The sequence below is a fragment of the Pseudomonas sp. MPB23 genome, assembly GCF_046605395.1.
In the GTDB taxonomy this organism is placed as follows: domain Bacteria; phylum Pseudomonadota; class Gammaproteobacteria; order Pseudomonadales; family Pseudomonadaceae; genus Aquipseudomonas.
Genome location: NZ_CP176771.1, coordinates 3,606,351 through 3,631,084, shown reverse-complemented (window position 1 = coordinate 3,631,084; position 24,734 = coordinate 3,606,351). Strand labels below are relative to the sequence as shown.

Sequence of the window (24,734 nt, the reverse complement as noted above, 5' to 3'; positions counted from 1 at the left end):
TTCTTATTCTGTGGCGCAGGCCAACCGCAGGCCCGCGCGTCTGTTCGTCAGTGGACCGCAGTCATGCCGGAGGCCAGTTGCATGACTTTTTCCTGGGTCGCGTCGGCGCGGTCCAGGGTGCCCATCAGTTCGCCTTCGTGCATCACCATGACCCGGTCGCTCATGCCCAGCACTTCGGGCAGCTCCGAGGAAATCAGGATCACCGCCATGCCTTCGCTGGCGAGGAAGGCGATCAAGCGATAAATCTCGGCCTTGGCGCCCACGTCGATGCCGCGGGTCGGCTCATCGAGGATCAGCAAGCGTGGATTGGTCATCAGCCAGCGCGCCAACAGGGCCTTCTGCTGGTTGCCGCCGGACAAGGTGTCGATGCACTGCTCCAGGGACGGCGTCTTGACCCGCAGCTTCTTGCACATGTCTTCGCACAGCGCACGCAGGGCCTTCTGCTGGATGAAACCGTTGCCCGAATACAGCGGCAGCACCGCCATTTCCATGTTTTCCAGCACCGACAGGCACGGGAACAGCCCGCTGAGCTTGCGGTCCTCGGTCAGCAGCGCGAAGCCTTTTTCGATGGCCATGTGCGGGTCGCTGATGCGCACCGGTTTGCCGTCGAGTTCGATCTGCCCGCCATCGCTGGGGGTGATGCCGAACAGGGTTTCCGCCACATTGGTGCGGCCCGAGCCCATCAGCCCGGCGATGCCGAGGATCTCGCCGGCGTGCAGGTCGAAGGACACGTCCTTGAACACCCCGTCCAGGCGCAGGTCGCGCACCGACAACAGCCGCTCGCCGATGGGCGTCTCGCGCACCGGGAACAACTGGTTCAACTCGCGACCGACCATCATCGAGATCAGGCTGTCGCTGTCCATGCTGTCGGCGCGCTGCAGGCCGATGTACTGGCCGTCGCGAAACACCGCCACTTCATCGGCGATGGCGAACACTTCGTTCATTTTGTGCGTGATGTAGACAATGCCTTTGCCCTGGGCCTTGAGGTCGGCAATGATCGAAAACAGGTGGGCCACTTCCTTCTCGGTAATGGCCGACGTCGGCTCATCCATGATCAGGATGTCGGAATCGTAGGACACCGCCTTGGCGATCTCGACCATCTGCCGCTCGGCGATGCTCAGGTTGCCGACGTGTTCCTCCGGGTCCAGGTTGATGCGCAGGCGCGCCAGCAGTTCGGCGGTGCAGCGGTGCATTTCGCGGTGATTGACCATGTGCAGGCTGTTGAGCTGCTCGCGGCCGATCCAGATGTTCTCGGCGATGCTCATGTGCGGCATCAGGTTGAGTTCCTGGTGGATCATCGCGATCCCGGCCTTTTGCGCCGCCAGCGGTGTCTCGAACACGATCGGCTTGCCGCGCAGGCGGATTTCCCCGGCGTCGGGCTGGTAGATGCCGGCGATGATTTTCATCAGGGTCGATTTGCCCGCGCCGTTCTCGCCCATCAGCGCCAGCACCGAACCTGGGCGCACGCGCAGTTGCACATCGGCCAGGGCGACGACGCCGGGAAAGCCTTTGCTGATATTGAGGATTTCCAGCAGGTAGGGCGCTTCCAGCGGCGGCGGCTGGAGACCGGGAGGCTGCGAGACAGTCGCTTGAGCGAGCATAAGGAGGTACTCCATCTGCAGGGCGGCCCATGCCGCCCTGCCGGCTTATTGTTGTTATGTCGGGGCTACTTGAAGTCTTTGACGTTGTCCGGGGTGATCAGCTTGAACGGGATGACGATGTTCTGTTCGATCGTCTCGTGCTTGGCCATCTTGCGGGCCGCCTCCAACGAGCCGACCCCTTGGCCCTTGGCATCCTGGAACACCGACACGGTCATCTCGCCCTTGGTGATCGCGTTCAAACCGTCCGGCGTGCCGTCGACCCCGGCAATCAACACGCTGCCCGGCTTGGTCCCGGCGGACTTGAGCGCCATGGCCGCGCCAATCGCCATCTCATCGTTGTTGGCCAGCACCGCATTGAATTCGCGGCCCTGGGTCAACCAGTCGTTGACCAGGGTCATCCCGCGGTCGCGCAGCCAGATGCCGGTCTGTTCCTGCTCGATCTTGATGTCCGGGTATTTGGCGAGCACTTCCTTGATGCCCTTGGTGCGATTGGTGGTGGAGTTGTTCGCCAGGTCGCCCAGCAGGATCACGATCTTGCCCTTGCCGCCGAGTTTGTCGGCGATGTACTGCATTTGCAGGCGGCCGGCCTCTTCGTCATCGGAGGTCACGGCGGCCACGCCTTTGGGCAAGTCTTTCTGGTCAGGGCGACGGTTGACGTAGACCAGCGGAATCCCCGCCTCGATCGCCGACTTGCTGATGCGCGCGGTGGACGCGGTGTCCACCGGGTTGACGATGATCGCATCGACTTTCTGGCTGATGAAATTCTCAACCTGGCTCAATTGCTTGACCACGTCGGCGCGCGCGTCCTCGAACTGCAGCTGCACGCCATCGCCCTTGGGATAGGCCTTGGCGTGCTTGTCCATGTACTCGCGCACGTTGGTCAGGTAGGTGTCATCGAACTGGGACATGCTCACGCCAATCTTCAGATCGGCAGCCAGGGCAGCACCGCTGCTCAGCAACAGGGACAAGGCCAGGGCGGTGAAACGGATCGGGGTCTTCATGAACGGTCTGTCTCCACTTTATTGTTGGTTTTTTGGACGTTGCGTTTATCAGAGCGCGTCGGGCAGCCGTACGATGGGGGCGCCGGGGATGCAGCAGACCAGCGCGCCTTTGTTTTCGACGCACAGCACGTTGAGGAAAGAGAAGTAGAACGGCCGGGCGCGGGGCAGACCGCGGGGCGTGTGGGCAGGGCGTAAAACTCGCAGTACAGCGTTGAAGATTTTCATCTGACGGTACCTGGTTGTTTTTGATCTTGTTTTTGTCGAGTCGCCCGGATCGAGTCCGAGACGTACTTTATGCAACCTGGAAAAGACTTTATTGGAAAATAATTTCCATATCAACATGTTTTAGAATTTTATTCTATTTTTGTTGAAACCACCTGCTGACGCTCGGCGCTCAGGCGTGCGGCGTCCAATATCCGTGTGGTTTCCAGCGCGTCATAGGCGTCCACGGGCAGCGCGCCCTGGCCCTGCACGGCACGTTGCAACTGGCGATAGAACTGCGTCCAGCAACCCTTTTCCGACGGCACGCGCTCGCGCTCCGGCCCCTGTTCGAACCAACCCCAGCGACGATGCTCCTCGGCGCCCCAATGCTCGCCTTCGGTTTTCGGCGACTTGCCGGCCATCAATGCCTCTTCCTGGCCGTCCAGCCCTTCGACGCTGTAGCAACCCAATGTGCCGCTGACGCGAAACCGCGGCGCCTGACTGTTCTGCAGGGCGTTACCCCACAGGTGGGAAATCACCCCGTTGGCGTGGGTCAGGGACACGAAGAAACCGTGGTCGAGGGTCGGATGCTCGGGGCTGAACTGCAACTGCGCAAACACCCGGTCCACCGGGCCGAACAGTTGCAGCGCCTGGTCCACCAGGTGGCTGCCCAGGTCGCGCAGCCAGCCACCACCGCTGGCATTGCCGACGGCCTGCGGGCTGTAGCGTTCGACGCGGGATTCAAAACGGGTGATGGTGCCCAGGGCGCCGGCATCCATGAGTTTGCGCAAGGTCAGGTAATCCGAGTCCCAGCGCCGGTTCTGATAGACGCTGAGCAACACGCCCTGGCGCTCGGCGGCGGTGATCAGCGCCCGGGCCTGTTCCGCGTTGGCGGCGAACGGTTTGTCGCTGACCACCGCGACGCCGTGTTCGATGGCCTCCAGCACCAGGGCCGGGCGGCCCTTGAGGGTGGTGGAAATCACCAGGGCATCGACGCCGGCCTCGACGATCTGGCCGATGGAGTCGAAGGCCTTGAGGCCCGGGTGGTCGCTTGCCAGTTGTTGACGGCGTTCGGCGGAACGGGTCACCACGCCGACAAACGTCGCGCCGGGCAACGTCGCAATCAGCGGCGCATGAAAGAAACGCCCGCCATGGCCATAGCCAACCAGTCCAATTCGCATGATTCACTCCTTCTGTGAAGTGCAAACCCAATCCACATGTGGGAGGGGGCTCGCTCCCGATAGCAGTGTGTCAGTCAACTAATGTGTCCCTGATCCACCGTCATCGGGAGCAAGCCCCCTCCCACACTGATCGCGTCAGCCGTAGAAATGGGGGCGTTCGGGCAGGCTGACTTTGACGATCTGCCCACTGCCCTGCGCCTGGATGCACGCATCCGCCGCCACCGCCGCCGCAAACCCGTCCCACGCCGACGGGCCGTCGACCTGGCCGGCCAGCACGCTGTCGATAAACGCCTGCAACTCCACGTCATAGGCACCGATAAACCGGTCCTTCCAGTCCATCAGAATCGCGTTGGACAGCTTGGCGCCACTGCGCAGTTGCACCTGGGACGGCTCGGGCAATTTGGCGATGCCGGTCTCCCCCACCACTTCGCACTGGATGTCGTAGCCGTACTGGCAGTTCACGAACACTTCCACATCGATACGCGTGCCCTTGGCGGTTTCCAGCAGCACGATCTGCGGGTCGCGCAGGTGGGCCAGGGCTTTGCTGGTCTTGCGCGGGAACACCACTTGCACGGACACATAGTCGTCGTCGAGCAACCAGCGCAGCACATCCAGCTCGTGGATCAGCGTGTCGGTGATCGCCATGCCGGTGGTGTAGTTTTCGCCCACGGTCGGGTTGCGGTGCGCGCAGTGCAGCATCAACGGCTCGCCGATCTGGCCGCTGTCGATCACCGCCTTGAGGGCGCGATAGCCTTCGTCGTAAGGGCGCATGAAACCGACTTGCACCAGGCGCTTGCCGTGGGCGACTTCGGCCTCGACGATGTTGCGGCAACCGTCGGCGGTGACCGCCAGGGGTTTTTCGCAGAACACCGGTTTGCCGGCAGCGATGGCGGCGAGCACGAACGCCTCGTGGCTCGGGCCCCATGACGTCACGAGAATGGCTTCGACCTGCGGCGACTGGATCAGCGCATGGCCGTCGGGATACACCTCGGCGTCCAGCTTCAATTCAGCGACCACCTTGGCCGCCTGTTCCAGATTGATGTCGGTCACCGCCACCACCTGGCTGTTGAGCAAGGTCTGGCTGCAACGCCGAATATGATCCCGGCCGATGGCGCCCGTCCCGATAACACCCAGCTTCAAAGACATACATTCACTCCTCTTGTTATTTAGTACTGCCGGGCCTTGGCCAGCTGTTCATTGAGTTTTTTCGCCGCGGCGTTGGTGCGCTCGCTGGTGGACACCTGCGCCACGCCCACCCGCCACCACGACAGGTAGCCGTGCACCATGGTCTTGGGCAGCACCTTGATATCGATCAGCGTCGACACCGTTTGCGTGCGCGCATCGGCCAGGGCCGCTTGCAGCTGTTCCACGCTGGTGACCTTGTAGGTCTTGCAGCCATAGGCCGCCGCGCTCATGGCGAAATCCACCGGCACCAGGCCGCCGTCGAGCTTGCCGCTCTCGGGGTTGCGGTAGCGGAACTCGGTGCCGAAGCTGTCCATGCCGTTGCCGATCTGCAGGTTGTTGATGCAACCGAAGGCCATGTTGTCCAGCAGCACCACGTTGATCTTGCGCCGCTCCTGGATCGAGGTGGCCAACTCCGAATGCAGCATCAGGTAAGAGCCATCACCGACCAGGGCATACACCTCCCGGCTCGGCTCGGCCAGTTTCACGCCGAGGGCGGCGTTGATCTCGTAGCCCATGCACGAATAGCCGTATTCGACGTGGTAGGTGTTCACCCCTTTGCTGCGCCACACGCGCTGCAGGTCGCCGGGCAGGCTGCCGGCGGCGGCGACGATGATGGCGTCGTCGGCCAGCGTGTCGTTGAGCACGCCGAGCACGCGGCTCTGGGTCAGGCACGAACCGGTCAATTCGATGAATTCACGCAGCACGGCGCGGTCCAGCCGGTCATCGACCTCGGGCACGAACCCGTCGCCCTGATACTCCACCTGCTGCACGCGATCCACTTCCGCCGCCAACTGCGCCTTGGCCTCGCGCACCTGCTCGCCCCAGCCGGCGCGGTAATCGCCGAGGGCATCGGCCAGCGCTTCGAGGGCGACTTTGGCATCGCCCAACACTTGCACGCCGTCGAGTTTCAACGCATCGCAGGGGCTGATATTGAGGTTGAGGAACGTCACCTCGGCATGTGTGAACAGGGATTTTGACGCGGTGGTGAAGTCGGTATAACGCGTGCCGATCCCGATGATCAGATCCGCCTCGGGCGCCAGCAGGTTGGCGGCCAGGCAGCCGGTCTCGCCGATGCCGCCGACGTTCAGCGCATGGCTGGAGACCACTGCGCTCTTGCCCGCCTGGGTTTCGGCGAAGGGAATCTCAAAACGTTCGGCAAAGGCTTGCAGCGCAACATTCGCGCCGGCGTACTTCACGCCGCCGCCACAGATGATCAACGGTTTGCGCTTGCCCCTGAAGGCCGCCAGCGCATCGCCGATCATCGCCGTGGTGGGCGCACGCCGCTCGATGCGGTGCACACGTTTTTGCAGGAAATAATCCGGATAGTCCCAGGCTTCGGCCTGCACGTCCTGGGGCAGCGCCAGGGTCACCGCGCCGGTTTCGGCGGGGTCGGTGAGCACGCGCATGGCGTGGATCGCGGCGCTCATCAACTGCTCGGGACGGTTGATGCGGTCCCAGTATTTGCTCACGGCACGGAAGGCGTCGTTGGTGCTGATGCTCAGGTCGTGGAACTGTTCGATCTGTTGCAGCACCGGGTCGGGCTGGCGGCTGGCATACACATCGCCGGGCAACAGCAGCAGCGGGATGCGATTGGCGGTGGCGGTGGCGGCGGCGGTCAGCATGTTCGCCGCACCGGGGCCGACGGACGCGGTGCACGCGTAGATCTTGCGACGCAAATGCTGCTTGGCGAAACCGATGGCGGCGTGGGCCATGCCCTGCTCGTTGCGGCCCTGATGCACCACCAGGTCGCCGCTGTCCTGCTCCAGGGCCTGGCCCAGACCGAGCACATTGCCGTGGCCGAAAATCGTGAACACCCCGGCGACGAACTTGCTCTGCACGCCATCGACTTCGATGTATTGGTTATCCAGGAACTTCACCAGGGCCTGGGCCATGGTCAGTCGGGTTGTGGTCATGTCGCGCCCCTCAGAGGTCCAGCAGCCAGCTGTGCTGCGGGTCGTTATGGAAATGCCAGGCACGCTTGGGGCCGGCCATCACGTTCAGGTAATAGGACTCGTAGCCGTATGGCACGCTGACCGGGTGATAGCCCCTGGGCACCACCACCAGGTCGCTGTTTTCCACGGCCATGGCCTGGTCGATGCTGCGGTCATCGGTGTAGACCCGCTGGAACACGAAGCCCTGGGGCGGATTGACCTGGTGGTAATAGGTTTCTTCGAGAAAGCTCTGGTGCGGCAGGTCGTCGGTGTCGTGCTTGTGCGGCGGGTAGCTGGACGAATGCCCGGACGGCGTGCGCACTTCCACCACCAGCAGCGAATGGGCCGGCTCGCTGTCGGGCAGGATGTCGCACACGTAACGGGTGTTGGCGCCTTTGCCGCGCACGCTGCGCTTGCAGGCTTCGGGGCGGATCAGGCGCGGTGCGTAACCGGGCGCACCAGGCGCGGCGCACACGGCGATCTGCACGTCGCTCAAGGCGGTGACCTGGGCGTCGGTGCCCGGCGGCAGGTAGGCGGCGAACGGGGATTTGTCCTCGAACACCGATTGACGATCGCCGAGGTTCTGCCAGTCGAAGCCCTCACCCTGGATAGTCACCCGGCCGCTGAGTAACACCAGGCACAGCTCCTGATCGCCGGCACTGACCGGCAGGATTTCGCCCAGGCTCAGGCGGTAAGCGGCAAAGCCCACGTACTCAAGACGTCCGTCTTCCAGGGCGACCATGGTGCGTGCGCGTTGGTTGCTTTTGACCAGCAAGCTCATCAGTCAAGTCCTCTCGTTGAGCAGCGCGCGCAAGGTGTCGTAGCCCTTTTTCGCATAGACATAGCTGGGCGCCACGGCCGGGTCCTGCTCGGCTTCTACCACCAGCCAGCCTTGGTAGCCGGCGGCCAGCAGTTCGTCGAGCAACGGTGCGAAGTCGATATCACCATCGCCGGGCACGGTGAAGGTGCCGTTGACGATGCAGTCGGGGAAGCTCCACATCTGGTTGCGCGCCAGTTGCACCACCGGTTTGCGCACGTCCTTGAAGTGCACATGGCAAACGCGGTCGATGTGTTGACGCAGCACTTCGAGGGGTTCGCCGCCGCCCATGTAGCAGTGGCCCGAATCGAACAGCAGGCCGACTTCGGGGCCGGTGCGACGCATCAACTGGTCGATGTCTTGCGGGGATTCGACGTACGCACCCATATGGTGGTGGTAGGCCAGGCGCACGCCCTGGGACAGGGTAAAGCGCGCCAGTTCGGTGAGCTTGTCGGCGTAATCCTGCCAGGCGTGCTCGCTGTGGAAACGCGGGCGTTCGATCAGGCGGATGCGCGAGCCCTGAATGGAGTCGGCAACTTCGCCGTACACCAGCACGGTGGCGCCATTGCGCTTGAGCAGATCGACATGGCCGGCGATGGCTTCGATTTCTTCGGCCACCGAGCGCTGCGCCAGACGACTGGAGTACCAGCCGGAGACCAGCACCAGGTCATAGGGGCGCAACACGTCGCCGACGCCTTTGGCGTCCTTGGGGAATTTGCCGTTGAGCTCGAAACCTTCGTAGCCGATGTCCTTGCCTTCGCTCAAAGCGGTGCTCAGCGGCGTTTCACCGCCCAGCGCCGGCAAGTCGTCGTTGCTCCAGGAGATCGGGTTGATGCCAATTCGGATGACGGGCATGACAGCACCTTTTATTGTTTTTCAACGTTGCATGAGAGCTGCTTTAGGTGGGAGGGGGCTTGCTCCCTCCCACCTTGGAATTGCATTGCACATTTAGAACGGTGATCAGGTCCGGGCACTGCACCAGGCGTCGATGAGTTGTTCGAAGGTGGCCTGGACCCGTTGAATCAATACCTCGTCGTCGATCTCCCCCGCCATCCACGCGCGGCTCGGCGCCTGGAAAATCGTACGGCCCACCGCGAACCCTCGGCAGGTGCTGCTCTGGCGCGCTTGCCGGAAGCCTTCGGCCAGGCATTCGGCCGAGGCATTCAGGCCCAGCAGCACCACGCCACGGCAGTACGGGTCGCGTTCATGGATCAGTTCATCGAGCTGTTTCCACGCCTCGGCCGACTGCGCTTCGATCTTCCACCACGCCGGGTAGATGCCCAGGTTGTACAGGCGCTTGAGGCTGCGGTAGAGCACATCCGGGTAGGTGGACGGGTGATCCTTGGGCGGGATGACTTCCAGCAGCAGCTCATGGCCGCTGACCAGCGAGGCCTCGTACACCGCCTTGAGTTGCGCCTCCTGTTCCAGGCGCAGCATGGGTTCGTCGTCGGGGTGGAATTGCACCAGGCACTTGATGATCTGTTCCTGGGGCCAGGCGATCAGGTTGCTGCCGATCGAACGGCCATGCTCGAACACCAGCGGCCGCGAGTTCTGCACTTCCACCGGACGGCCAATCCACCAGCCACGACCGCTGGCGGCGTTGAGCGCGTCCTGGCCGAAGCGCTGGTCGGCCAACAGGCCCACATCGGCGTCGATGCCTTGCGCGGCGAGCTTTTTTTCGACGCGTTCGATGGCCTGGATAAACAGTTGCTTGATCGCGCTGATGCGGCTCGGGTCCTGGCCGCCGCGTTGCGCCAGGTCCACCAGTTGCCAGCGATGGTCGAAGGCGAACACGAACAGTTGCTTCCAGGCCTTGCGCGGCACACTGACGCGGTGCAGGCGTTGCAGGGTCAGGTCCTGATCCGGGCGCGTGATCGGTACCGGGCTGTTGAACAGGTATTCGAGTTCGGCGGGGGTCGGCATTGCCGGTGCGCAGGCGTGGCGCGATACCACCAGACCGCCGCAGGCGTTGGCCAACTGGCTGCAGCGTTCATCGCTGGCGTCGTTCAGCCAACCGCTGAGGAAGCCGGCCATAAACGCATCGCCAGCGCCCAACACATTCAGCACTTCAACGCGCACGCCGGGGTAGATCGCACCGTCTTCGAGGCGTGCAGGGATCGCGCCGTGGATCACCGTGCAGCCTTGCGGGCCGAGCTTGACCACCAGGGTCGCCGGGGTCAGTTCGCGCACGGTGCGCAACGCGCTGAGCAAATCCTCACTGCCGCCGGCGATCAAAAATTCTTCTTCGGTGCCGACGATCAGGTCAAAACGCGGCAGGATGTTCTGCACGTGCTGGCTGACATTCCGGTCGGCGACAAACCGCGTTTCGCCATCGGCCTTGCCCGCCAGGCCCCACAGCACCGGGCGATAGTCGATGTCCAGCACGCGCTTGACGTGGTGCCTGGCCGCATAGTCCAGCGCCTGGATGCTGGCCTTGTACACGCCGTCGGTGGAGAAATGCGTGCCGGTGATCAACAGCGCCTTGCTGGAGGCGATAAAGGCTTCGCTGACGTCTTCGGCGCGCACCGCCATGTCGGCGCAGTTCTCGCGGTAGAACACCAGGGGGAAGGTTTCGCGGTCCTTGAGGCCCAGCAGCACCAGGGCGGTGAGGCGTTCCGGGTCGACCTGGATGCCGCTGACATCGCAGCCTTCGCGGGCCAGGGATTCGACCAGGAAACGCCCCATGTGGTCGTCCCCTACCCGGCTCAGCATCGCCGACTTGAGGCCCAGCCGTGCGGTGCCGAAGGCGATATTGGCGGAGGAACCGCCGAGGTATTTGGCAAAGCTGGACACGTCCTCAAGCCGCGCCCCCACTTGTTGCGCATAAAGGTCGACGCCCAGGCGCCCGAGGCAAATCAGATCCAATTGACGCCCACTGGCAAAACGAGTCTGGCCCATGCTGGCTCCTGTTATTTTTATCAGCCTGCGTTGTGCCGCCGTGGCGATGGCACACGCTCTTGGTGGGAGCAGACTAGAACGTCCGGCGAGCGCAATCAATATTTATTCCAGAATTATTTTTAGTGGAATATTTTTTCCAATACGTCAGCATAGGCGCCAGCCTGCTCCCGTGGATCGTTTCAGCAGGCCACGGCGGCCGTGATGCCGGGGTATTTTTTTACGCCTACCCTGTAGACTTGCGCCATTCACCAGCGCACCAGAAGAACACGCCAGAAGGATTGCCCATGTCCCGCACCGATCCCGAGACCCACCTGGAAGACACTGTCCCCAGCCCTCCGATCAATGCCGAACGCCTGTTGCAGCTGATCACCGACGAATACGAAAGCCTGCCGCGCCAACTCAAGCGCATCGCCAGCTACATGAGCCAGCAAAGCGACCGGATCATGGTCGATCGCATCAGCGACATCGCCCGCGAATGCGAAGTGCACCCGTCGGCCATCGTGCGGTTTTCCCAGCGGTTCGGTTTCAGTGGGTTCAGCGAGATGCAGGCGCTGTTTCGCGAGGCCTACACCCACAAGACCACGCCGGTGCAGAACTACCAGCAGCGCATCCGCAGCATGATCGCCAACAAGTCGCAGAAAGCCAGTGGCGGCGACCTGGCGCGCGAGTGCGTGAATGCCACGCTGTCGGGGATCGAGCGCCTGGGGCTGGAGCTCGATGACGCAGCCTTCGAGAAAGCCGTGGACCTGGTGGTCAACGCCGACAACATCTATGTGGTCGGTGTGCGCCGTTCTTTTGCGGTGGCCGATTACCTGGTCTACAACCTGCAGCACACCAACAAGCGCATCCACCTGATCTCCGGCCTGGGCGGCAGCTACCGCGAGCAGATGCGCAGCGTGCGCGCCAATGACCTGGTGATCGCCATCAGCTTCACGCCCTATGGCAAAGAAACCCAGCACTGCCTGCGCATCGCCCAGCATCACCAGGCCAAGACCCTGATCATCACCGACAGCAACCTGTCGCCCCTGGCCAAGCGGGCCAACGCGGTGCTGCTGGTCAATGAAGGTTCTTCGTTCGCCTTCCGCTCGCTGAGCGCCACCTTGTGCCTGTGCCAGGCGTTGTTCATTGCGGTGGCGTATCGGTTGGAATTGAAGGTGGATGAGATTCACGAGCAGGTCGGCTTCGACGACTGACCGCACCCAAAAAGCAAAAAAACGGGAGGGGTTTGCCCCCTCCCATATCGGACCGAGCGACGCCCGGAATCAGTGCATGAAAATCGCGATCAGGATGATGAGCGGGATCGGCACACCGAGGAACCACAGCAGTAATGAGCGCATGATGTTCTCCTTGAATTAACGAACGTAGGCGTCGGTTTCGACATACACCACCGCGTCCCGACGACGACCGCCGAAGGTGGCTGCGAAGCTGGCGAAGAAGGCACCGATCAGCAGCGCCACGAATGTCCACAGCGAAGTCCAGGCGGCGACTTTGGCGGCGGTCTCGGCGGCTTGCTTGGCTTTGAGCTTGGCGTCTTCGATGGCTTTACGGGCGTCGCCGTAGACCTTGTCGATACGCGCTTCGGCCTCGGACTGGCTGAGGTTGGTGCGCTGGCTGATCAACTGCGCAAGGTACGCACGGTCTTCGGCGGCGAGTTGGCCGTCGTTGCTCAAGGTCCGGGCGAAGATGCGCGCAACGACACCGTGCACCGCATCATCGCTGACGGCTGCAGGGCGGTCGTCGCGGAACAGGCTGTCGACGTAGTAACCGAAGTCCTCGCCGTGGGCGCCCTTGGCCATGCTGCCCGCCGCCTGGCTGATCCCGCTGGCGGCACCGGAAGCCACGCTGGCACCGGCTTGCACGCCACCGCCGACCACACTGCTGACCGAGCCGACCACCAGGGTCGCCGTCACCAGCGTTGCCACGGCCCAGGCCAGGAAGCCATGGGCGGTGTCGCGAAAGTACACTTCATCGCCGTGCAGGTTGGCCCACTTCACGCGCAATCGACCGGCGATATAACCACCGAGCCCGGACGCGACGATCTGGGTGAACGCCAGCCAGATAATGGTGGAAATGCCAAGCCCTTTGGCGCTGATGCCACTGTCGGCCCACGGCGACACCGCCGAAAAGCCCAGGCCGAAGCCCAGTAACACCAGAATCAGCGAGAGCGCGGCCGCCGCAGCGGCCCCGGCAAAGATCGCACCCCAGGAAACCCCGGAGCGCGCGCTCGATTCTTGCAGCGTGGATGACGATGTGATCATTGTTGTTGTGCTCCCGGCAGGAAAAATAGTGTTACACGTCTCAAAAGGGACAGTGCAGCCGGCGTGCCAGTCGCGCTTTAAATTAAAATCCTTACATTTCAATGTGTTAAGTAAATTGAACTTACTCGATCCTTGCAACTTGCAAGAAATGACCGCTGACGGCGTGCGTTATGCATTCCCAGGGCGAACGCGCATGAAAGCTGTGTCAGTTTTGCCAACATGAAGTTTTATTTAGGAAGCGTTCAGGTATTTCTTGGCAAAATGCCTCCAATTCCGTAGCAGCCGGCTTGCCGGCGATCGCGGTCTTCCAGTGTGAATCGCTCACCAGGTAACCCTATGACCCGCATTTTGACCATCGAGGATGACGCCGTAACGGCCCGCGAGATCGTCGCCGAGCTGAGTAGCCATGGACTGGACGTAGATTGGGTGGACAACGGCCGCGAAGGCCTGGTCCGCGCGGTCAGTGGTGATTACGACCTGATCACCCTCGACCGCATGCTGCCGGAACTCGATGGCCTGGCCATCGTCACCACCTTGCGCACCATCGGCGTGTCGACGCCGATCCTGATGATCAGCGCCCTCTCTGACGTAGACGAACGCGTGCGCGGCCTGCGCGCCGGCGGCGACGATTACCTGACCAAGCCGTTCGCCTCCGACGAAATGGCCGCCCGCGTCGAAGTGCTGCTGCGGCGCAAAAGCACGGTCAAGGAATTCGAAACCGCCCTGCGCGTGGCCGACCTGGAGCTGAACCTGATCAGCCGCGAAGCCAGCCGCGCCGATCAGCCGCTGAGCCTGTTGCCCACCGAATACAAACTGCTGGAGTTCCTGATGCGCAACACCGGGCAGATCCTGTCGCGGATGATGATCTTCGAGGAAGTCTGGGGTTATCACTTCGACCCCGGCACCAACCTGATCGACGTGCACATCGGTCGCCTGCGCAAGAAGATCGATCCCCCGGGCCTCACGCCGCTGATCCGCACGGTACGAGGTTCAGGGTATGTCATTGCTGAACCCCTCTAAGGGCTGGCGCTCTTCCAGCAGTCGGCTGCTGGCGCTGTACAGTTCGCTGTTCGTGGCCTGGAGTTGCATCCTCATGGGGGTGCTGTACTTCGAGGTATCGGGTTACCTCAGCGACCTGTCGCGCCACTCCCTGATGCAGCGTCAGCACCTGTTCCAGCGTTTCGACGGCGAAGAACTGGTGGAGGCGCTGACCACCAGCATGACCTTCGACATGAAGGGCGTGGATGCCTATGGCCTGTTCGATGAGCAATTCAATCCGCTGAGCGGGCCGATCCGCGCGATTCCGCCGGACCTGCCGCTGGATGGCAAGATCCACACCCTGTCCAACTGCGTCAATTCCGACGACCCCAAACTGCCCAAGGACAGCTGCGACGCCGTGGCCACCCACACCGATGACGGACGCTGGCTGGTGCTGGTGCGCGCCAATGGTTCGCTGTTCGGCGTCACACGGATCATCTGGCATGCGTTGCTGTGGGCGCTGTCGCTGACGATCATCCCCGGCGCCGCCGGCTGGCACCTGTTGCGCCGCCGCCCGCTGCGGCGGATTCGCGGGATCCAGGCCAGCGCCGAAGCCATCGTCGCCGGTGACCTGACCCACCGCTTGCCGCTGTCCAACCGCCGTGACGAACTGGACATGCTCGCGGCCATCGTCAACGCCATGCTCGACCGCATCGAGAAGCTGATGAACGAGGTCAAAGGCGTGTGCGACAACATCGCCCACGACCTGCGCACCCCGCTCACCCGGTTGCGTGCGCAGCTTTACCGCATCAAGCAGGAGGCTGAGCAGGAGTCGGACTACGCGGTAAAACTCGACGATGCGATTGCCGAGACCGACACCCTGATGGCGCGCTTTCGCGGGCTGTTGCGCATCTCCGAACTGGAAGACCACCAACGCCGCTCGGGTTTCCTGGTCATGGACCCGCTGCCGCTGTTACGCGAACTGCACGACTTCTACCTGCCCCTGGCGGAAGAAGGCGAACTGCAACTGCGCCTGGAAACCCCGGAGTCCCTGCCGTGGATCACCGGCGACCGCGCACTGCTGTTCGAAGCCCTGGCCAACCTGCTGAGCAACTCGATCAAGTTCTCGCCACCGGGCGGCGAAGTGATTTTGCGCGGGCTCAACGATGGCGGCAGTACGCGCATCGAAGTGCACGATTCAGGCCCAGGCATACCGGTAGCCGAACGCAAGGCGGTGTTTCAACGTTTTTACCGGGTGGACGAAAGCGACCAGTCAGGCGGGTTTGGCCTGGGCCTGTCGATTGTCGCGGCGATCATCAACCTGCATGGGTTCAAGCTGGAAGTGGGCAGCAGCGCACAAGGCGGCGCACGCCTGATCCTGGAGTGCCGCCAACAACTGATGCCCGACACCTGAGACCTATGCAGGCCAAATGTGTGGGGCTTGCTCCCGATAGCGTAGTGTCAGTCACCAACAATCTCGACTGCGACACCGCCATCGGGAGCAAGCCCCCTCCCACACTGGACCTCAGTGAATCGCACCGGACCGGTTCACCTTCACTGGCGATTTCATCAGCACCCCGACCTGCAAAGTCGCCAGGTAAGCCATTACCGGAATTTCGGCATACAGACCCAAAACCCGAAGCCTGACCAGGCCAAATGTGGGAGGGGGCTTGCTCCCGATTGCACAGTGTCAGTCACCAGCAATCTCGACTGCTACACCGCCATCGGGAGCAAGCCCCCTCCCACACTGGACCTCAGTGAATCGCACCGGACCGGTTCACCTTCACTGGCGATTTCATCAGCACCCCGACCTGCAAAGTCGCCAGGTAAACCATTACCGGAATTTCGGCATACAGACCCAAAACCCGAAGCCTGCCCAGGCCAAATGTGGGAGGGGGCTTGCCACACTGGGCCTCGGTTGCCTGTCGGATCAGCCGGGGAAGTTGGCGCGCAGTGCTTCCAGCCCGCCGCTGTAGACGCCGGCAAACAAGGCCTCTGCGGCGGCGTCCGTGGTGCCCGGCGCCGGGGTGAACACGCCCGACCACGTCACCTTCGCCGACGCCTCCGTCAGCGCCTCGACCTGCACGGTCGCCAGGTACGCCGTCACCGGAAACGGCGATTCTTCAATGGTGTAGCTGTACGTGCGGCCAACGTTATCGAAGGTCTGCATACGCTCCACGACCACACTGCCGTCGGCGGTTTGCAGGTGGCGCACGCGGCCGCCTTCGAGTGGCTCGCTCTTGGCGATCAGCGGCAGCCAGTCCGGCAGGCTGTTGAAGCCGCCGACCAATTGCCAGACCTGATCGGCCGATACCGGGATTTCAATCACTGCTGATGCTTTTGGCACAGTCAATCTCCACAAGTCGTAGGAAAACGTCGTCCAGACTGCCACGCCCGACGCCTCAATGCATCCATTCCCGCCACCGGTACCACAACATCCCCAGCGCCAGCAGCGGCGAACGCAACGCCTTGCCGCCGGGGAAGGTCATGTGCGGCACCCGGCTGAACAGGTCCAGGCCGTGGCTGTGCCCGGCGTGTATGCCCTCGGCCAGCAAGCGCGCGCACCAGTGGGTCACATTCAAGCCATGGCCGGAATAGCCCTGGGCGTAGAACACATTCGGGTACTGCTGCAAGCGCCCGACCTGCGGAAAACGGTTGGCAGTGATACCGATCTTGCCGCCCCACTGGAAGGCAATGGCGGTGTCGGCCAGTTGCGGGAACACCTTGAGCATTTTCGGGCGCATGTACGCGGCGATGTCCGCCGGGTCGCGCCCCGAGTAATGGCAGGCGCCGCCGAACAGCAGGCGACGGTCGGCAGAGAGCCGGTAGTAATCCAGGCCGACTTTCTGGTCGCACAGCGCCAGGTTCTGCGGGATCAGTTGCCGGGCCAGGTCCGCCGACAGCGGCTCGGTGGCAATGATGTAGCTGCCCGCCGGCAGCACCTTGCCGCCCAGGCGCGGTTCCAGGTCATCCAGGTGCGCATTGCACGCCAGCACCAGGCTGGCGGCGCGCACGCTGCCACCGGCGCAACGCACGCGCACGCTGTCGCCATGGATCAGCTCCAGCACCTCGCTGTGCTCGAAGATCCGCACCCCCAGGGCCTCGGCCACCCGCGCCTCGCCCAGCACCAGGTTCAGCGGGTGCAGGTGCCCGGAGCCCATGTCCACCAGGCCGCCGGCGTACTGCGTCGAATCCACCACCTCGCGGATGTCCTGCGGGCCCACCAGACGGGTCTCGTGGGGATACCCCGTGCGGGCCAGGCGCGCCTGCTCATCCTTGAACGCCGCGAACTGCGCCGGGGTGTTGGCCAGCTCGCAGAAGCCCCAGCGCAGATCGCAGTCGATGCCGTGCTTGAGAATGCGCTCGCCCACCAACGTCACCGAGTCGATCCCGGCCCGCTCCAGCTCGCGCACGCCCTCCTCGCCCACGTACCTGGCAAAACCCGACACGTCATGGCCGATGCCGCGAATCAACTGCCCGCCGTTGCGCCCGCTGGCGCCCCAGCCGATACGCCGGGCTTCCAGCAGAATCACCGACAGCCCGCGCTGGGCCAGTTCAATCGCGGTGTTGACCCCGGTGAAACCGCCGCCGATCACACACACATCGGCGCTCAAGTCAGCGTCCAGCGACGGACGCTCGGGCATGGCATGGGCCGAAGCCAGGTAATAGGAGCGGGCGTGGTCGCTGGATCGAATCATTTGTTGGTCTTCACTTTGCTCCACGCGCGGGTCATCACGCGCATGATCGCCGGGGTCGGCGTGGTGGAAATGTAGAGTTTGTCGAGCACTTCCTGAGGCGGGTACACCTCAGGGTTGTTCACCAGTTCCGGGTCCATGAAAGCCTGGGCCGCCGGGTTGGCGTTGGCATAACCCACCGAGGCGCTGACCTTGGCGATCACTTCGGGGTCGAGCAGGTAGTTGATGAATGCGTGGGCTTCTTTCGGATTGCCGGCGTCGGCGGGGATCGCCAACAGGTCGAACCACAGGTTGGAGCCTTCCTTGGGAATCGAGTAGGCGATATTCACCCCGTTCTTGGCTTCCTTGGCGCGGTTGGCGGCCTGGAACACGTCGCCGGAATAACCGAAGGCCACGCAGATATCGCCGTTGGCCAGGTCCGAGATGTACTTGGAGGAATGGAAGTACGTGATGTACGGGCGCAGCGTCAGCAGCTTGGCTTCGGCCTCTTGGTAATCCTTGGGATTGGTGCTGTTCGGGTCCTTGCCCATGTAGTTGAGCATCGCCGGGAACAGTTCATCCGCCGAGTCGAGGAAGGCCACGCCGCATTGGTTGAGCTTCTTGATGTTCTGCGGCTCGAACAGCACCGCCCACGAGTCGATATGGTCGATGCCCAGCACCTGCTTGACCTTGTCGACGTTATAGCCGATGCCGTCGGTGCCCCACAGGTACGGCACCGAGTGCGCGTTGCCCGGATCGTTTTTCTCCAGCAGCTTGAGCAGCTTGGGGTCGAGGTTCTTGAAGTTGGGCAACTGCGCGCGGTCGAGCTTGAGGAACGCGCCGGCCTTCACCTGGCGCGCCAGGAAGTGGTTGGACGGCACCACCACGTCATACCCGGTGCGCCCCGCCAGCAACTTGCCCTCCAGGGTTTCGTTGGAGTCGAACACGTCGTAGATCACCTTGATCCCGGTCTTGGCCTGGAAATCGGCCAGCGTGGTCTCGCCGATGTAGTCGGTCCAGTTGTAGACGCTCACCGTCGGCGCCGCCTGGCTGGCACTGCTGAACGCGGCCACGAGGGCCAGCGGGAGAAGCTTTTTCACAAGACGCATATCGACACCCCTTTGGTTGTTTTAGACGCTCAGCAGCAGGAACTCGCGTTCCCAGGAACTGATCACGCGCTTGAAATTCTCGTGCTCGGCGCGCTTGACCGCGACGTAGCCGCGCACGAACTTGTCGCCCAGGTAACGCTTGACCGTGTCGCAGTCCTCCATCCGCGCCAGGGCGTCTTCGAGGGTGAACGGCAGGCGCAGGTTGCGCCGCTCATAGGCGCGGCCTTCGACCGGCGCACTCGGTTCGATGCGTTCGATCATGCCCAGGTAGCCGCACAGCAGGCTCGCCGCAATCGCCAGGTACGGGTTGGCATCCGCACCCGGCAGGCGGTTTTCCACGCGCATGGCGTCGGGGCTGGAGGTGGGCACGCGCAGGCCGACGGTGCGGTTTTCTTCACCCCACTCCACGTTGACCGGCGCCGAGGTGTCCGGCAGAAAGCGGCGGAACGAGTTCACGTTCGGCGCGAACATCGGCAGCAGCTTGGGGATGTACTTCTGCAGGCCGCCGATGTGATGCAGGAACAACTGGCTCATGTTGCCGTCGGCGTCGACGAACACCGGTTGGCCGGTGGCGATGTCCACCACGCTCTGGTGCAGGTGCATGGCGCTGCCCGGCTCGTCGGCCACTGGCTTGGCCATGAAGGTCGCGGCCACGTTGTGCTTGAGCGCGGCTTCGCGCAGGGTGCGCTTGAACACGGTGATCTGGTCGGCCAGGTCGAGGGCGTCGCCGTGGCGGAAGTTGATTTCCATCTGCGCCGGGCCGTCTTCGTGGATCAGCGTATCGAGGTCCAGGCCCTGGGCTTCGCACCAGTCGTAGACGTCTTCGAACAGCGGGTCGAACTCGTTGGCCGCGTCGATGGAGAACGACTGGCGCCCGGTTTCGGCGCGGCCGGAGCGGCCCACCGGGGTTTTCAGCGGCAGGTCCGGGTCTTCGCAGCGTTGGGTCAGGTAGAACTCCATTTCCGGCGCGACGATCGGTTGCCAACCCTGGTCGGTGTAGAGCTGCAGGACTTTTTTCAGCACGTTGCGCGGCGACAGTTCGATGGGGTTGCCCTGTTTGTCGAAGGTGTCGTGGATCACGATCGCGGTGGGTTCGATGGCCCAGGGCACCACGTAGGTGGCGTTCGCGACGGGCCGGCAGATCATGTCGATATCGGCCGGGTCGAGCAGGTCGTAGTAGATGTCGTCGTCGACGAAGTCCCCGGTCACCGTTTGCAGCAGCACACTTTCCGGCAGGCGCATGCCTCGCTCATGCAGGAACTTGTTGGTGGGCGCAATCTTGCCGCGTGCGATGCCAGTCAAGTCGCTGATCACGCATTCGACTTCAGTGATCTTGTGTTCTTTCAGCCAGGCCGACAGCTGATCGAAGGGGGCATTCATAGGGACCTCGTCATGGGTGGGGTGCGGCACCGGCTTGTACTCCCGGCGCATTGAGGTCTATCTTGGGCCAGCCTTCACAGGCCATCTATCCACTTTGCACGAACCACAGCGCACCAATAGAGTGCGCACGGATCATCCATGACACAGGCAACCGCTTTGCGCGTACAGGCCTTCACTACCGGTGACGTGGCCGCTCAATGCAGCGCGACCCCCGGCTGGGTCCAGCACTACCAGCAGATGTCCCCGGGGCATTTCGCCGGGCAGATCCGTTACCTCGATCTGCAAGGCGTGCACGTCTACGAAGAGTGCATGAACACCCGCGTGGAACAGCACTTCAACGCACCGCCGGGCGCCCTCGCGTTCTGTTTCGACGGCAGCGACAACGCGCTGTACCTGCTCAATGGCGAAAGCCGCAACACCTGGATCACCCCGGAGAACTATCGCGAAGTGGCGGTGGTATTCGGGCCGCAGTTCGTGCAGCGCCATGGCTTGGACGTGGCCAAACTCGAAGGCCTGTTCATGGCGCCGCTGACCGGTCAGCAGAACGCGCTGTTCACCCGCTGGCTCAGCGGCACCCTCACCCGCCTGGCGAGCACCCACGACCCGATCGGCCGCGATGCCCTGACCCAGCAGTTGCTCGACGATTGCCTGTTCATTCTCGATAACGCCTGCGTGGGCCTGGACCGCAGCGCCTTGCGGCGGCGCAGCGAAGAGCGGCGGCTGATGGTGCGCATTGGCGAATGGGCGGCGGATGCGCCGGATGAAAGCGTCAACGTGCTGGAGCTGGCGCAGATCGCCGGCGTGCCGCTGCGCCAGTTGCAGCAGGGCTTCAAGACCTACACCGGGATGAGCCCGGCGCAGTGGTTGCGCCTGCGCCGGTTGAACGGCGCGCGGCGCGAGTTGTTGAGTTCAGCCCAGACAACCGTGGCCGAGGTGGCGATGAATTGGTCGTTCTGGCATTTGGGGCGGTTCTCCCATAGCTACCGCGCCCTGTTCAAGGAACTGCCCAGCGAGACATTGAGACGATCCTGCTGAAACACCGTTGCGCCATATGGATTGCCATGACCACAAAAACCACTACCTGAACAGGGTCAAAAATGTGGGAGGGGGCTTGCTCCCGATAGCGGTGTATCAGTCTCTACATCAGTTGACTGGACCACCGCCATCGGGAGCAAGCCCCCTCCCACAGGGACTGCGTTTCAGGGTTGGATCGGCGGGGTCAGTGGCGTTGCGGAAGATCACCATGACCACAAAAACCACTGCCTGCCCCCATCAAGGCTGGGATTTGAGGAAGGCTGCCATCAGTTGGTTGACCCGCTCCGCCGCCTCCAACTGCACCATGTGCCCCTGCCCCGGCAGGATCTCGACCTGGGCCTCCAAACCTTGAGCATGGCCTGCCGGGATGATTGCATCGTCGCTGCCCCAGATCACCAGGCTCGGTTGCTGCCCCACCACGTTGCGCAGATCCACGCGCTGTCGCCCGCCTTCGAACAGTTGGGTATTGAGCTGGCGCAGGGCCTGATCCACGCCCTCCAGGCGCTTGAACTTGAGCATGTCTTCGAGCATCTGCCGCGTGACCAACGCCGGGTCGCTGAACAGTTGCACCAACTGCGGCTTGAGCGCGTTGCGGTTGGCGGCGTCGGTAAAGCCTTGCAGGTAGTCAGCGTTGATGTCCGCGCCGAGGCCGGCGCTGGCGATCAGGGTCAGGGAGGCGACGCGCGCGGGGGCCTGGCGCGCCACGCTCAGGCTGACCAGCCCGCCCATGGAGTGCCCGGCCAGGTGCACGCGATCGAGTTTGAGGTGATCGAGCAAGGCCAGTACCGCCTGGCTCAACTCCTCGGCATCGCCCGTGTGCAGGGTCTTGCCCGACTCGCCATGCCCCGGCAGGTCGAGGGCGATCACCCGGCGCTCGGCGGCCAGGGCCGGTTGGTTGAACAGCCAGTTGTTCAAGTCGCCACCGAAGCCATGCACCAGCACCAGTGGCGTACCGCCCTCGCCCTGGTCGAGGTAGCGCAACAAGCGCCCGCCCAGTTCGACTTTCTGCGCACTCGGCCCGCACGCTTCGGCCTCGGCGGCATTCGACACGAAGCCGGCGTTGAAGCTGTCGATCACCGCGTCGATCTCCGCTTCCGTGGCCTCGCCCTCCACCACGATCCCCAGCAGCGCGCCCACCGGCAAGGTCTCGTCGCTCAGCGCCAGCACGCGGCGCAGTACGCCGCTGAACGGCGCCTCGACGCTGCTGGAGATCTTGTCGGTTTCCACATCCAGCACTTCCTCGCCCTTCTCCACCCGGTCGCCGGGTTGCTTGAGCCAGACATCGACGCGGCCTTCGGTCATCGACAAGCCCCACTTGGGCATGGTCAAGGTATGGATCATGCGGCGTTCCTCTTGTCGGCGATCTTCAGCACCGCGGCTTCGATCTTCGCGGCGTTGGGGATGTACAGGTCTTCCAGCGCGTCGGAGAACGGCACCGGCGTGTGCGGCGCGGTGACCATCTCGATCGGCGCGCGCAGGAAAGAAAAGCCCTGCTGGGCCACCAGCGCACTGATGTCGGTGGCGATGGAGCAGCGCGGGTTGGACTCGTCGATCACCACCAGGCGCCCGGTTTTCTCTACGCTTTCGAGGATGCTGTCTTCGTCCAGCGGGCTGGTGGTGCGCAGGTCCAGCACTTCGCAGTCAATGCCCTGGCGGGCCAGGTTGGCGGCAGCTTCGAGGGCGATGTGCACCATGCGCCCGTAGGTCACCAGGGTCACGTCGCGGCCTTCGCGGACAAAGTTGGCTTCGCCGAAGGGCACGGTGTACAGCTCTTCCGGCACTTCGCCCTGCAGGCTGTAGAGCATCTTGTGTTCGAGGAAGATCACCGGGTCGTTGTCGCGGATCGCCTGGATCAGCATGCCCTTGGCGTCATAAGGCGTGGCCGGGCACACCACCTTGAGGCCGGGAATGTGCGTCCACATCGAGGTGAGCATCTGCGAGTGCTGGGCCGCGGCGCGCAGGCCGGCGCCATACATGGCGCGCACCACCAGCGGCGTGGTGGTCTTGCCGCCGAACATGTAGCGGAACTTGGCGGCCTGGTTGAGCAACTGGTCGAGGCAGCAGCCGATAAAGTCGACGAACATCAACTCGCACACCGGGCGCATGCCACGGGTGGCGGCGCCGACCGCCATGCCGACGTAGCCGACTTCGGACAACGGCGCATCGAGTACGCGGTCGGGAAACTGCGGGTACAGGCCCTTGGTCACGCCGAGCACACCGCCCCAGGCGTCTTGCTCACCAGGGGAACCGGTGCCGCCGGAGACGTCCTGGCCAATGATGAACACGCTCTGGTCCCGGCGCATTTCCTGGGCCAGCGCTTCGTTGATTGCCTGCTGATAGCTGATTTTGCGAGCCATGAAAGTCTCTCCACATCTTGTTTTTGTAGGGGATGGCGATTAGCGGTAAGCGACGTACACATCGCTGAGCAGGTCGGCGGCCTGGGGCTTGGGATCGGACTTGGCCAGGCGCACGGCGTCTTCGATCAGTTGCGCGACTTCGCCGTCGATGCGCTCGAACTGCGCGCTGTCGAGCCAGCCTTCGGCGGTGCAGCGCTGGCGGAACAGCGCCAGGCAATCGTGGGATTCGCGCAGGTTTTTCACTTCGTCCGGGCCGCGATAGGTTTGTGCATCGCCCTCGAAGTGACCATAGAAGCGACTCAGCTTGACCTCGACCAGCGTCGGCCCCTGGCCCTGGCGCGCCCGCTCAACCGCGACGCCCAGCGCCGCGTGCACGGCAAAGAAATCGTTGCCGTCGACGATCACCCCCGGCATGCCGAAGCCCACGGCGCGCTCGGCGATGTCCTTGCACGCCACCGACCAGCCGGAGCCGGTGGCTTCGGCGTACCCGTTGTTCTCGGCGACGAACAGGCACGGCAGCTTCATGATCGACGCCAGGTTCATCGCCTCGAACACCGCGCCTTCGTTGGAGCCGCCGTCGCCGAAGAACGCCACGGCCACGCCCTGGCTGCCCTTGAGCTTGGACGCCAGCGCCGCCCCGGCCGCCAGCGGTGCACCGGCGCCGACGATACCGTTGGCGCCGAGCATGCCCTTCTCCTGGTCGGCGATGTGCATGGAGCCGCCCTTGCCGCCGCACACGCCGGTTTTCTTGCCGTAGATCTCGGCCATCATGCCGAACACATCCACGCCCTTGGCGATGCAATGGCCGTGGCCACGGTGGTTGGAGGCAATGCAATCTTCATCGTTGAGGTGGGCCATGACCCCGGCGGCGCTGGCTTCCTGGCCGGCATACAAGTGCACGAAACCGGGGATCTCGCCGGTGGCGAATTCCACGTGCAGGCGTTCTTCGAAATCGCGGATGGTGCGCATCACGGTGTAGGCATGGAGCAATTGATCGGTGGACAGGTGAGTGGACATCTTGTTGTTCTCCAGGTTGTCTCGACACACAAAAGGCTGGCGGCGGCCAGCTGTAAGCGCTTCAGCACAGCCTGTGCCAAGACCCGGCAAAACCTGGCAAAGCCTTGATCC

21 protein-coding genes are annotated in these 24,734 nt (G+C 63.3%); 4 read left to right on the top strand and 17 right to left on the bottom strand.

Annotated elements, in window-relative coordinates:
- Positions 1-47: 47 nt before the first annotated feature.
- The 9 genes from ACLH0J_RS16635 to ACLH0J_RS16595 all read right to left on the bottom strand — a co-directional run bounded on the left by ACLH0J_RS16635 (position 48) and on the right by ACLH0J_RS16595 (position 10,815).
- The gene (locus tag ACLH0J_RS16635) at positions 48-1,601 is read right to left on the bottom strand and encodes a sugar ABC transporter ATP-binding protein (RefSeq protein WP_411388167.1); all 1,554 of its coding nucleotides are present in this window, start codon (positions 1,599-1,601) and stop codon (positions 48-50) included.
- Between the two features lie 65 nt (positions 1,602-1,666).
- Positions 1,667-2,602, bottom strand: a complete 936-nt coding sequence (locus tag ACLH0J_RS16630; protein ID WP_411388166.1) for a sugar ABC transporter substrate-binding protein — start codon at positions 2,600-2,602, stop codon at positions 1,667-1,669.
- Positions 2,603-2,650: 48 nt separating this feature from the next.
- On the bottom strand, positions 2,651-2,827 hold the full coding sequence (locus ACLH0J_RS16625) for a hypothetical protein (RefSeq protein WP_411388165.1): 177 nt from the start codon (positions 2,825-2,827) through the stop codon (positions 2,651-2,653).
- A 128-nt stretch (positions 2,828-2,955) separates the two neighbouring features.
- Positions 2,956-3,984 (bottom strand): Gfo/Idh/MocA family oxidoreductase, encoded by a 1,029-nt coding sequence (locus tag ACLH0J_RS16620; protein ID WP_411388164.1) that lies wholly within the window; start codon positions 3,982-3,984, stop codon positions 2,956-2,958.
- Between the two features lie 135 nt (positions 3,985-4,119).
- Entirely contained in the window at positions 4,120-5,130 is a 1,011-nt protein-coding gene (locus ACLH0J_RS16615) for a Gfo/Idh/MocA family protein (RefSeq protein WP_411388163.1), read from the bottom strand.
- 20 nt (positions 5,131-5,150) lie between these two features.
- Positions 5,151-7,082 (bottom strand): 3D-(3,5/4)-trihydroxycyclohexane-1,2-dione acylhydrolase (decyclizing), encoded by a 1,932-nt coding sequence (gene iolD, locus ACLH0J_RS16610; protein WP_411388162.1) that lies wholly within the window; start codon positions 7,080-7,082, stop codon positions 5,151-5,153.
- Between the two features lie 10 nt (positions 7,083-7,092).
- Positions 7,093-7,881, bottom strand: a complete 789-nt coding sequence (gene iolB / locus ACLH0J_RS16605) for a 5-deoxy-glucuronate isomerase (RefSeq protein ID WP_411388161.1) — start codon at positions 7,879-7,881, stop codon at positions 7,093-7,095.
- A 3-nt stretch (positions 7,882-7,884) separates the two neighbouring features.
- Positions 7,885-8,772, bottom strand: coding sequence for a myo-inosose-2 dehydratase (gene iolE, locus ACLH0J_RS16600; RefSeq protein ID WP_411388160.1), 888 nt, complete (start codon positions 8,770-8,772; stop codon positions 7,885-7,887).
- 105 nt (positions 8,773-8,877) lie between these two features.
- A complete protein-coding gene (locus tag ACLH0J_RS16595) occupies positions 8,878-10,815 on the bottom strand; it encodes a bifunctional 5-dehydro-2-deoxygluconokinase/5-dehydro-2-deoxyphosphogluconate aldolase (protein ID WP_411388159.1) in 1,938 nt (645 codons plus the stop codon).
- A 284-nt stretch (positions 10,816-11,099) separates the two neighbouring features.
- Between ACLH0J_RS16595 and ACLH0J_RS16590 the strand changes: the two genes are divergently transcribed.
- Entirely contained in the window at positions 11,100-12,008 is a 909-nt protein-coding gene (locus tag ACLH0J_RS16590) for a MurR/RpiR family transcriptional regulator (protein WP_411388158.1), read from the top strand.
- A 159-nt stretch (positions 12,009-12,167) separates the two neighbouring features.
- Here ACLH0J_RS16590 and ACLH0J_RS16585 read toward each other — a convergent pair whose 3' ends face one another.
- Positions 12,168-13,073: a hypothetical protein gene (locus tag ACLH0J_RS16585; RefSeq protein ID WP_411388157.1), complete on the bottom strand. Its 906-nt coding sequence runs from the start codon at positions 13,071-13,073 to the stop codon at positions 12,168-12,170.
- A 336-nt stretch (positions 13,074-13,409) separates the two neighbouring features.
- Between ACLH0J_RS16585 and ACLH0J_RS16580 the strand changes: the two genes are divergently transcribed.
- Together ACLH0J_RS16580 and ACLH0J_RS16575 are read left to right on the top strand one after the other, a co-directional pair.
- Positions 13,410-14,093 (top strand): response regulator transcription factor, encoded by a 684-nt coding sequence (locus tag ACLH0J_RS16580; RefSeq protein WP_010564812.1) that lies wholly within the window; start codon positions 13,410-13,412, stop codon positions 14,091-14,093.
- Positions 14,071-15,465, top strand: coding sequence for a sensor histidine kinase (locus ACLH0J_RS16575; RefSeq protein ID WP_411388156.1), 1,395 nt, complete (start codon positions 14,071-14,073; stop codon positions 15,463-15,465). Before ACLH0J_RS16580 ends, ACLH0J_RS16575 begins: the two co-directional genes overlap by 23 nt.
- Positions 15,466-15,981: 516 nt before the next feature.
- Here the strand turns inward: ACLH0J_RS16575 and ACLH0J_RS16570 are convergent.
- From ACLH0J_RS16570 to ACLH0J_RS16555, 4 genes are read right to left on the bottom strand one after another with little or no spacing between them, the layout of a single operon-like run.
- Positions 15,982-16,398, bottom strand: coding sequence for an SRPBCC family protein (locus ACLH0J_RS16570; protein ID WP_411388155.1), 417 nt, complete (start codon positions 16,396-16,398; stop codon positions 15,982-15,984).
- 55 nt (positions 16,399-16,453) lie between these two features.
- A complete protein-coding gene (locus ACLH0J_RS16565) occupies positions 16,454-17,749 on the bottom strand; it encodes an NAD(P)/FAD-dependent oxidoreductase (protein ID WP_411388154.1) in 1,296 nt (431 codons plus the stop codon).
- Entirely contained in the window at positions 17,746-18,834 is a 1,089-nt protein-coding gene (locus ACLH0J_RS16560) for a polyamine ABC transporter substrate-binding protein (RefSeq protein WP_411388153.1), read from the bottom strand. The genes ACLH0J_RS16565 and ACLH0J_RS16560 overlap by 4 nt, the downstream gene beginning before the upstream one ends.
- A gap of 21 nt (positions 18,835-18,855) precedes the next feature.
- Positions 18,856-20,214 carry a glutamine synthetase family protein gene (locus ACLH0J_RS16555; RefSeq protein ID WP_411388152.1) on the bottom strand — a complete coding sequence of 453 codons (1,359 nt, stop codon included), beginning with the start codon at positions 20,212-20,214 and terminating at the stop codon, positions 18,856-18,858.
- Positions 20,215-20,352: 138 nt separating this feature from the next.
- On the opposite strand from ACLH0J_RS16555, the gene ACLH0J_RS16550 reads away from it, so the two are divergent.
- Complete coding sequence (locus tag ACLH0J_RS16550) at positions 20,353-21,249, top strand: helix-turn-helix domain-containing protein (protein WP_411388151.1); 897 nt, start codon at positions 20,353-20,355, stop codon at positions 21,247-21,249.
- A gap of 237 nt (positions 21,250-21,486) precedes the next feature.
- On the opposite strand, the gene ACLH0J_RS16545 is transcribed toward ACLH0J_RS16550, so the two are convergent.
- From ACLH0J_RS16545 to ACLH0J_RS16535, 3 genes are read right to left on the bottom strand one after another with little or no spacing between them, the layout of a single operon-like run.
- Positions 21,487-22,590 carry an acetoin dehydrogenase dihydrolipoyllysine-residue acetyltransferase subunit gene (locus tag ACLH0J_RS16545; RefSeq protein ID WP_411388150.1) on the bottom strand — a complete coding sequence of 368 codons (1,104 nt, stop codon included), beginning with the start codon at positions 22,588-22,590 and terminating at the stop codon, positions 21,487-21,489.
- Positions 22,587-23,606, bottom strand: coding sequence for an alpha-ketoacid dehydrogenase subunit beta (locus ACLH0J_RS16540; protein WP_411388149.1), 1,020 nt, complete (start codon positions 23,604-23,606; stop codon positions 22,587-22,589). Before ACLH0J_RS16540 ends, ACLH0J_RS16545 begins: the two co-directional genes overlap by 4 nt.
- A 39-nt stretch (positions 23,607-23,645) precedes the next feature.
- A complete protein-coding gene (locus ACLH0J_RS16535) occupies positions 23,646-24,623 on the bottom strand; it encodes a thiamine pyrophosphate-dependent dehydrogenase E1 component subunit alpha (RefSeq protein WP_411388148.1) in 978 nt (325 codons plus the stop codon).
- Between the last annotated feature and the right edge of the window lie 111 nt (positions 24,624-24,734).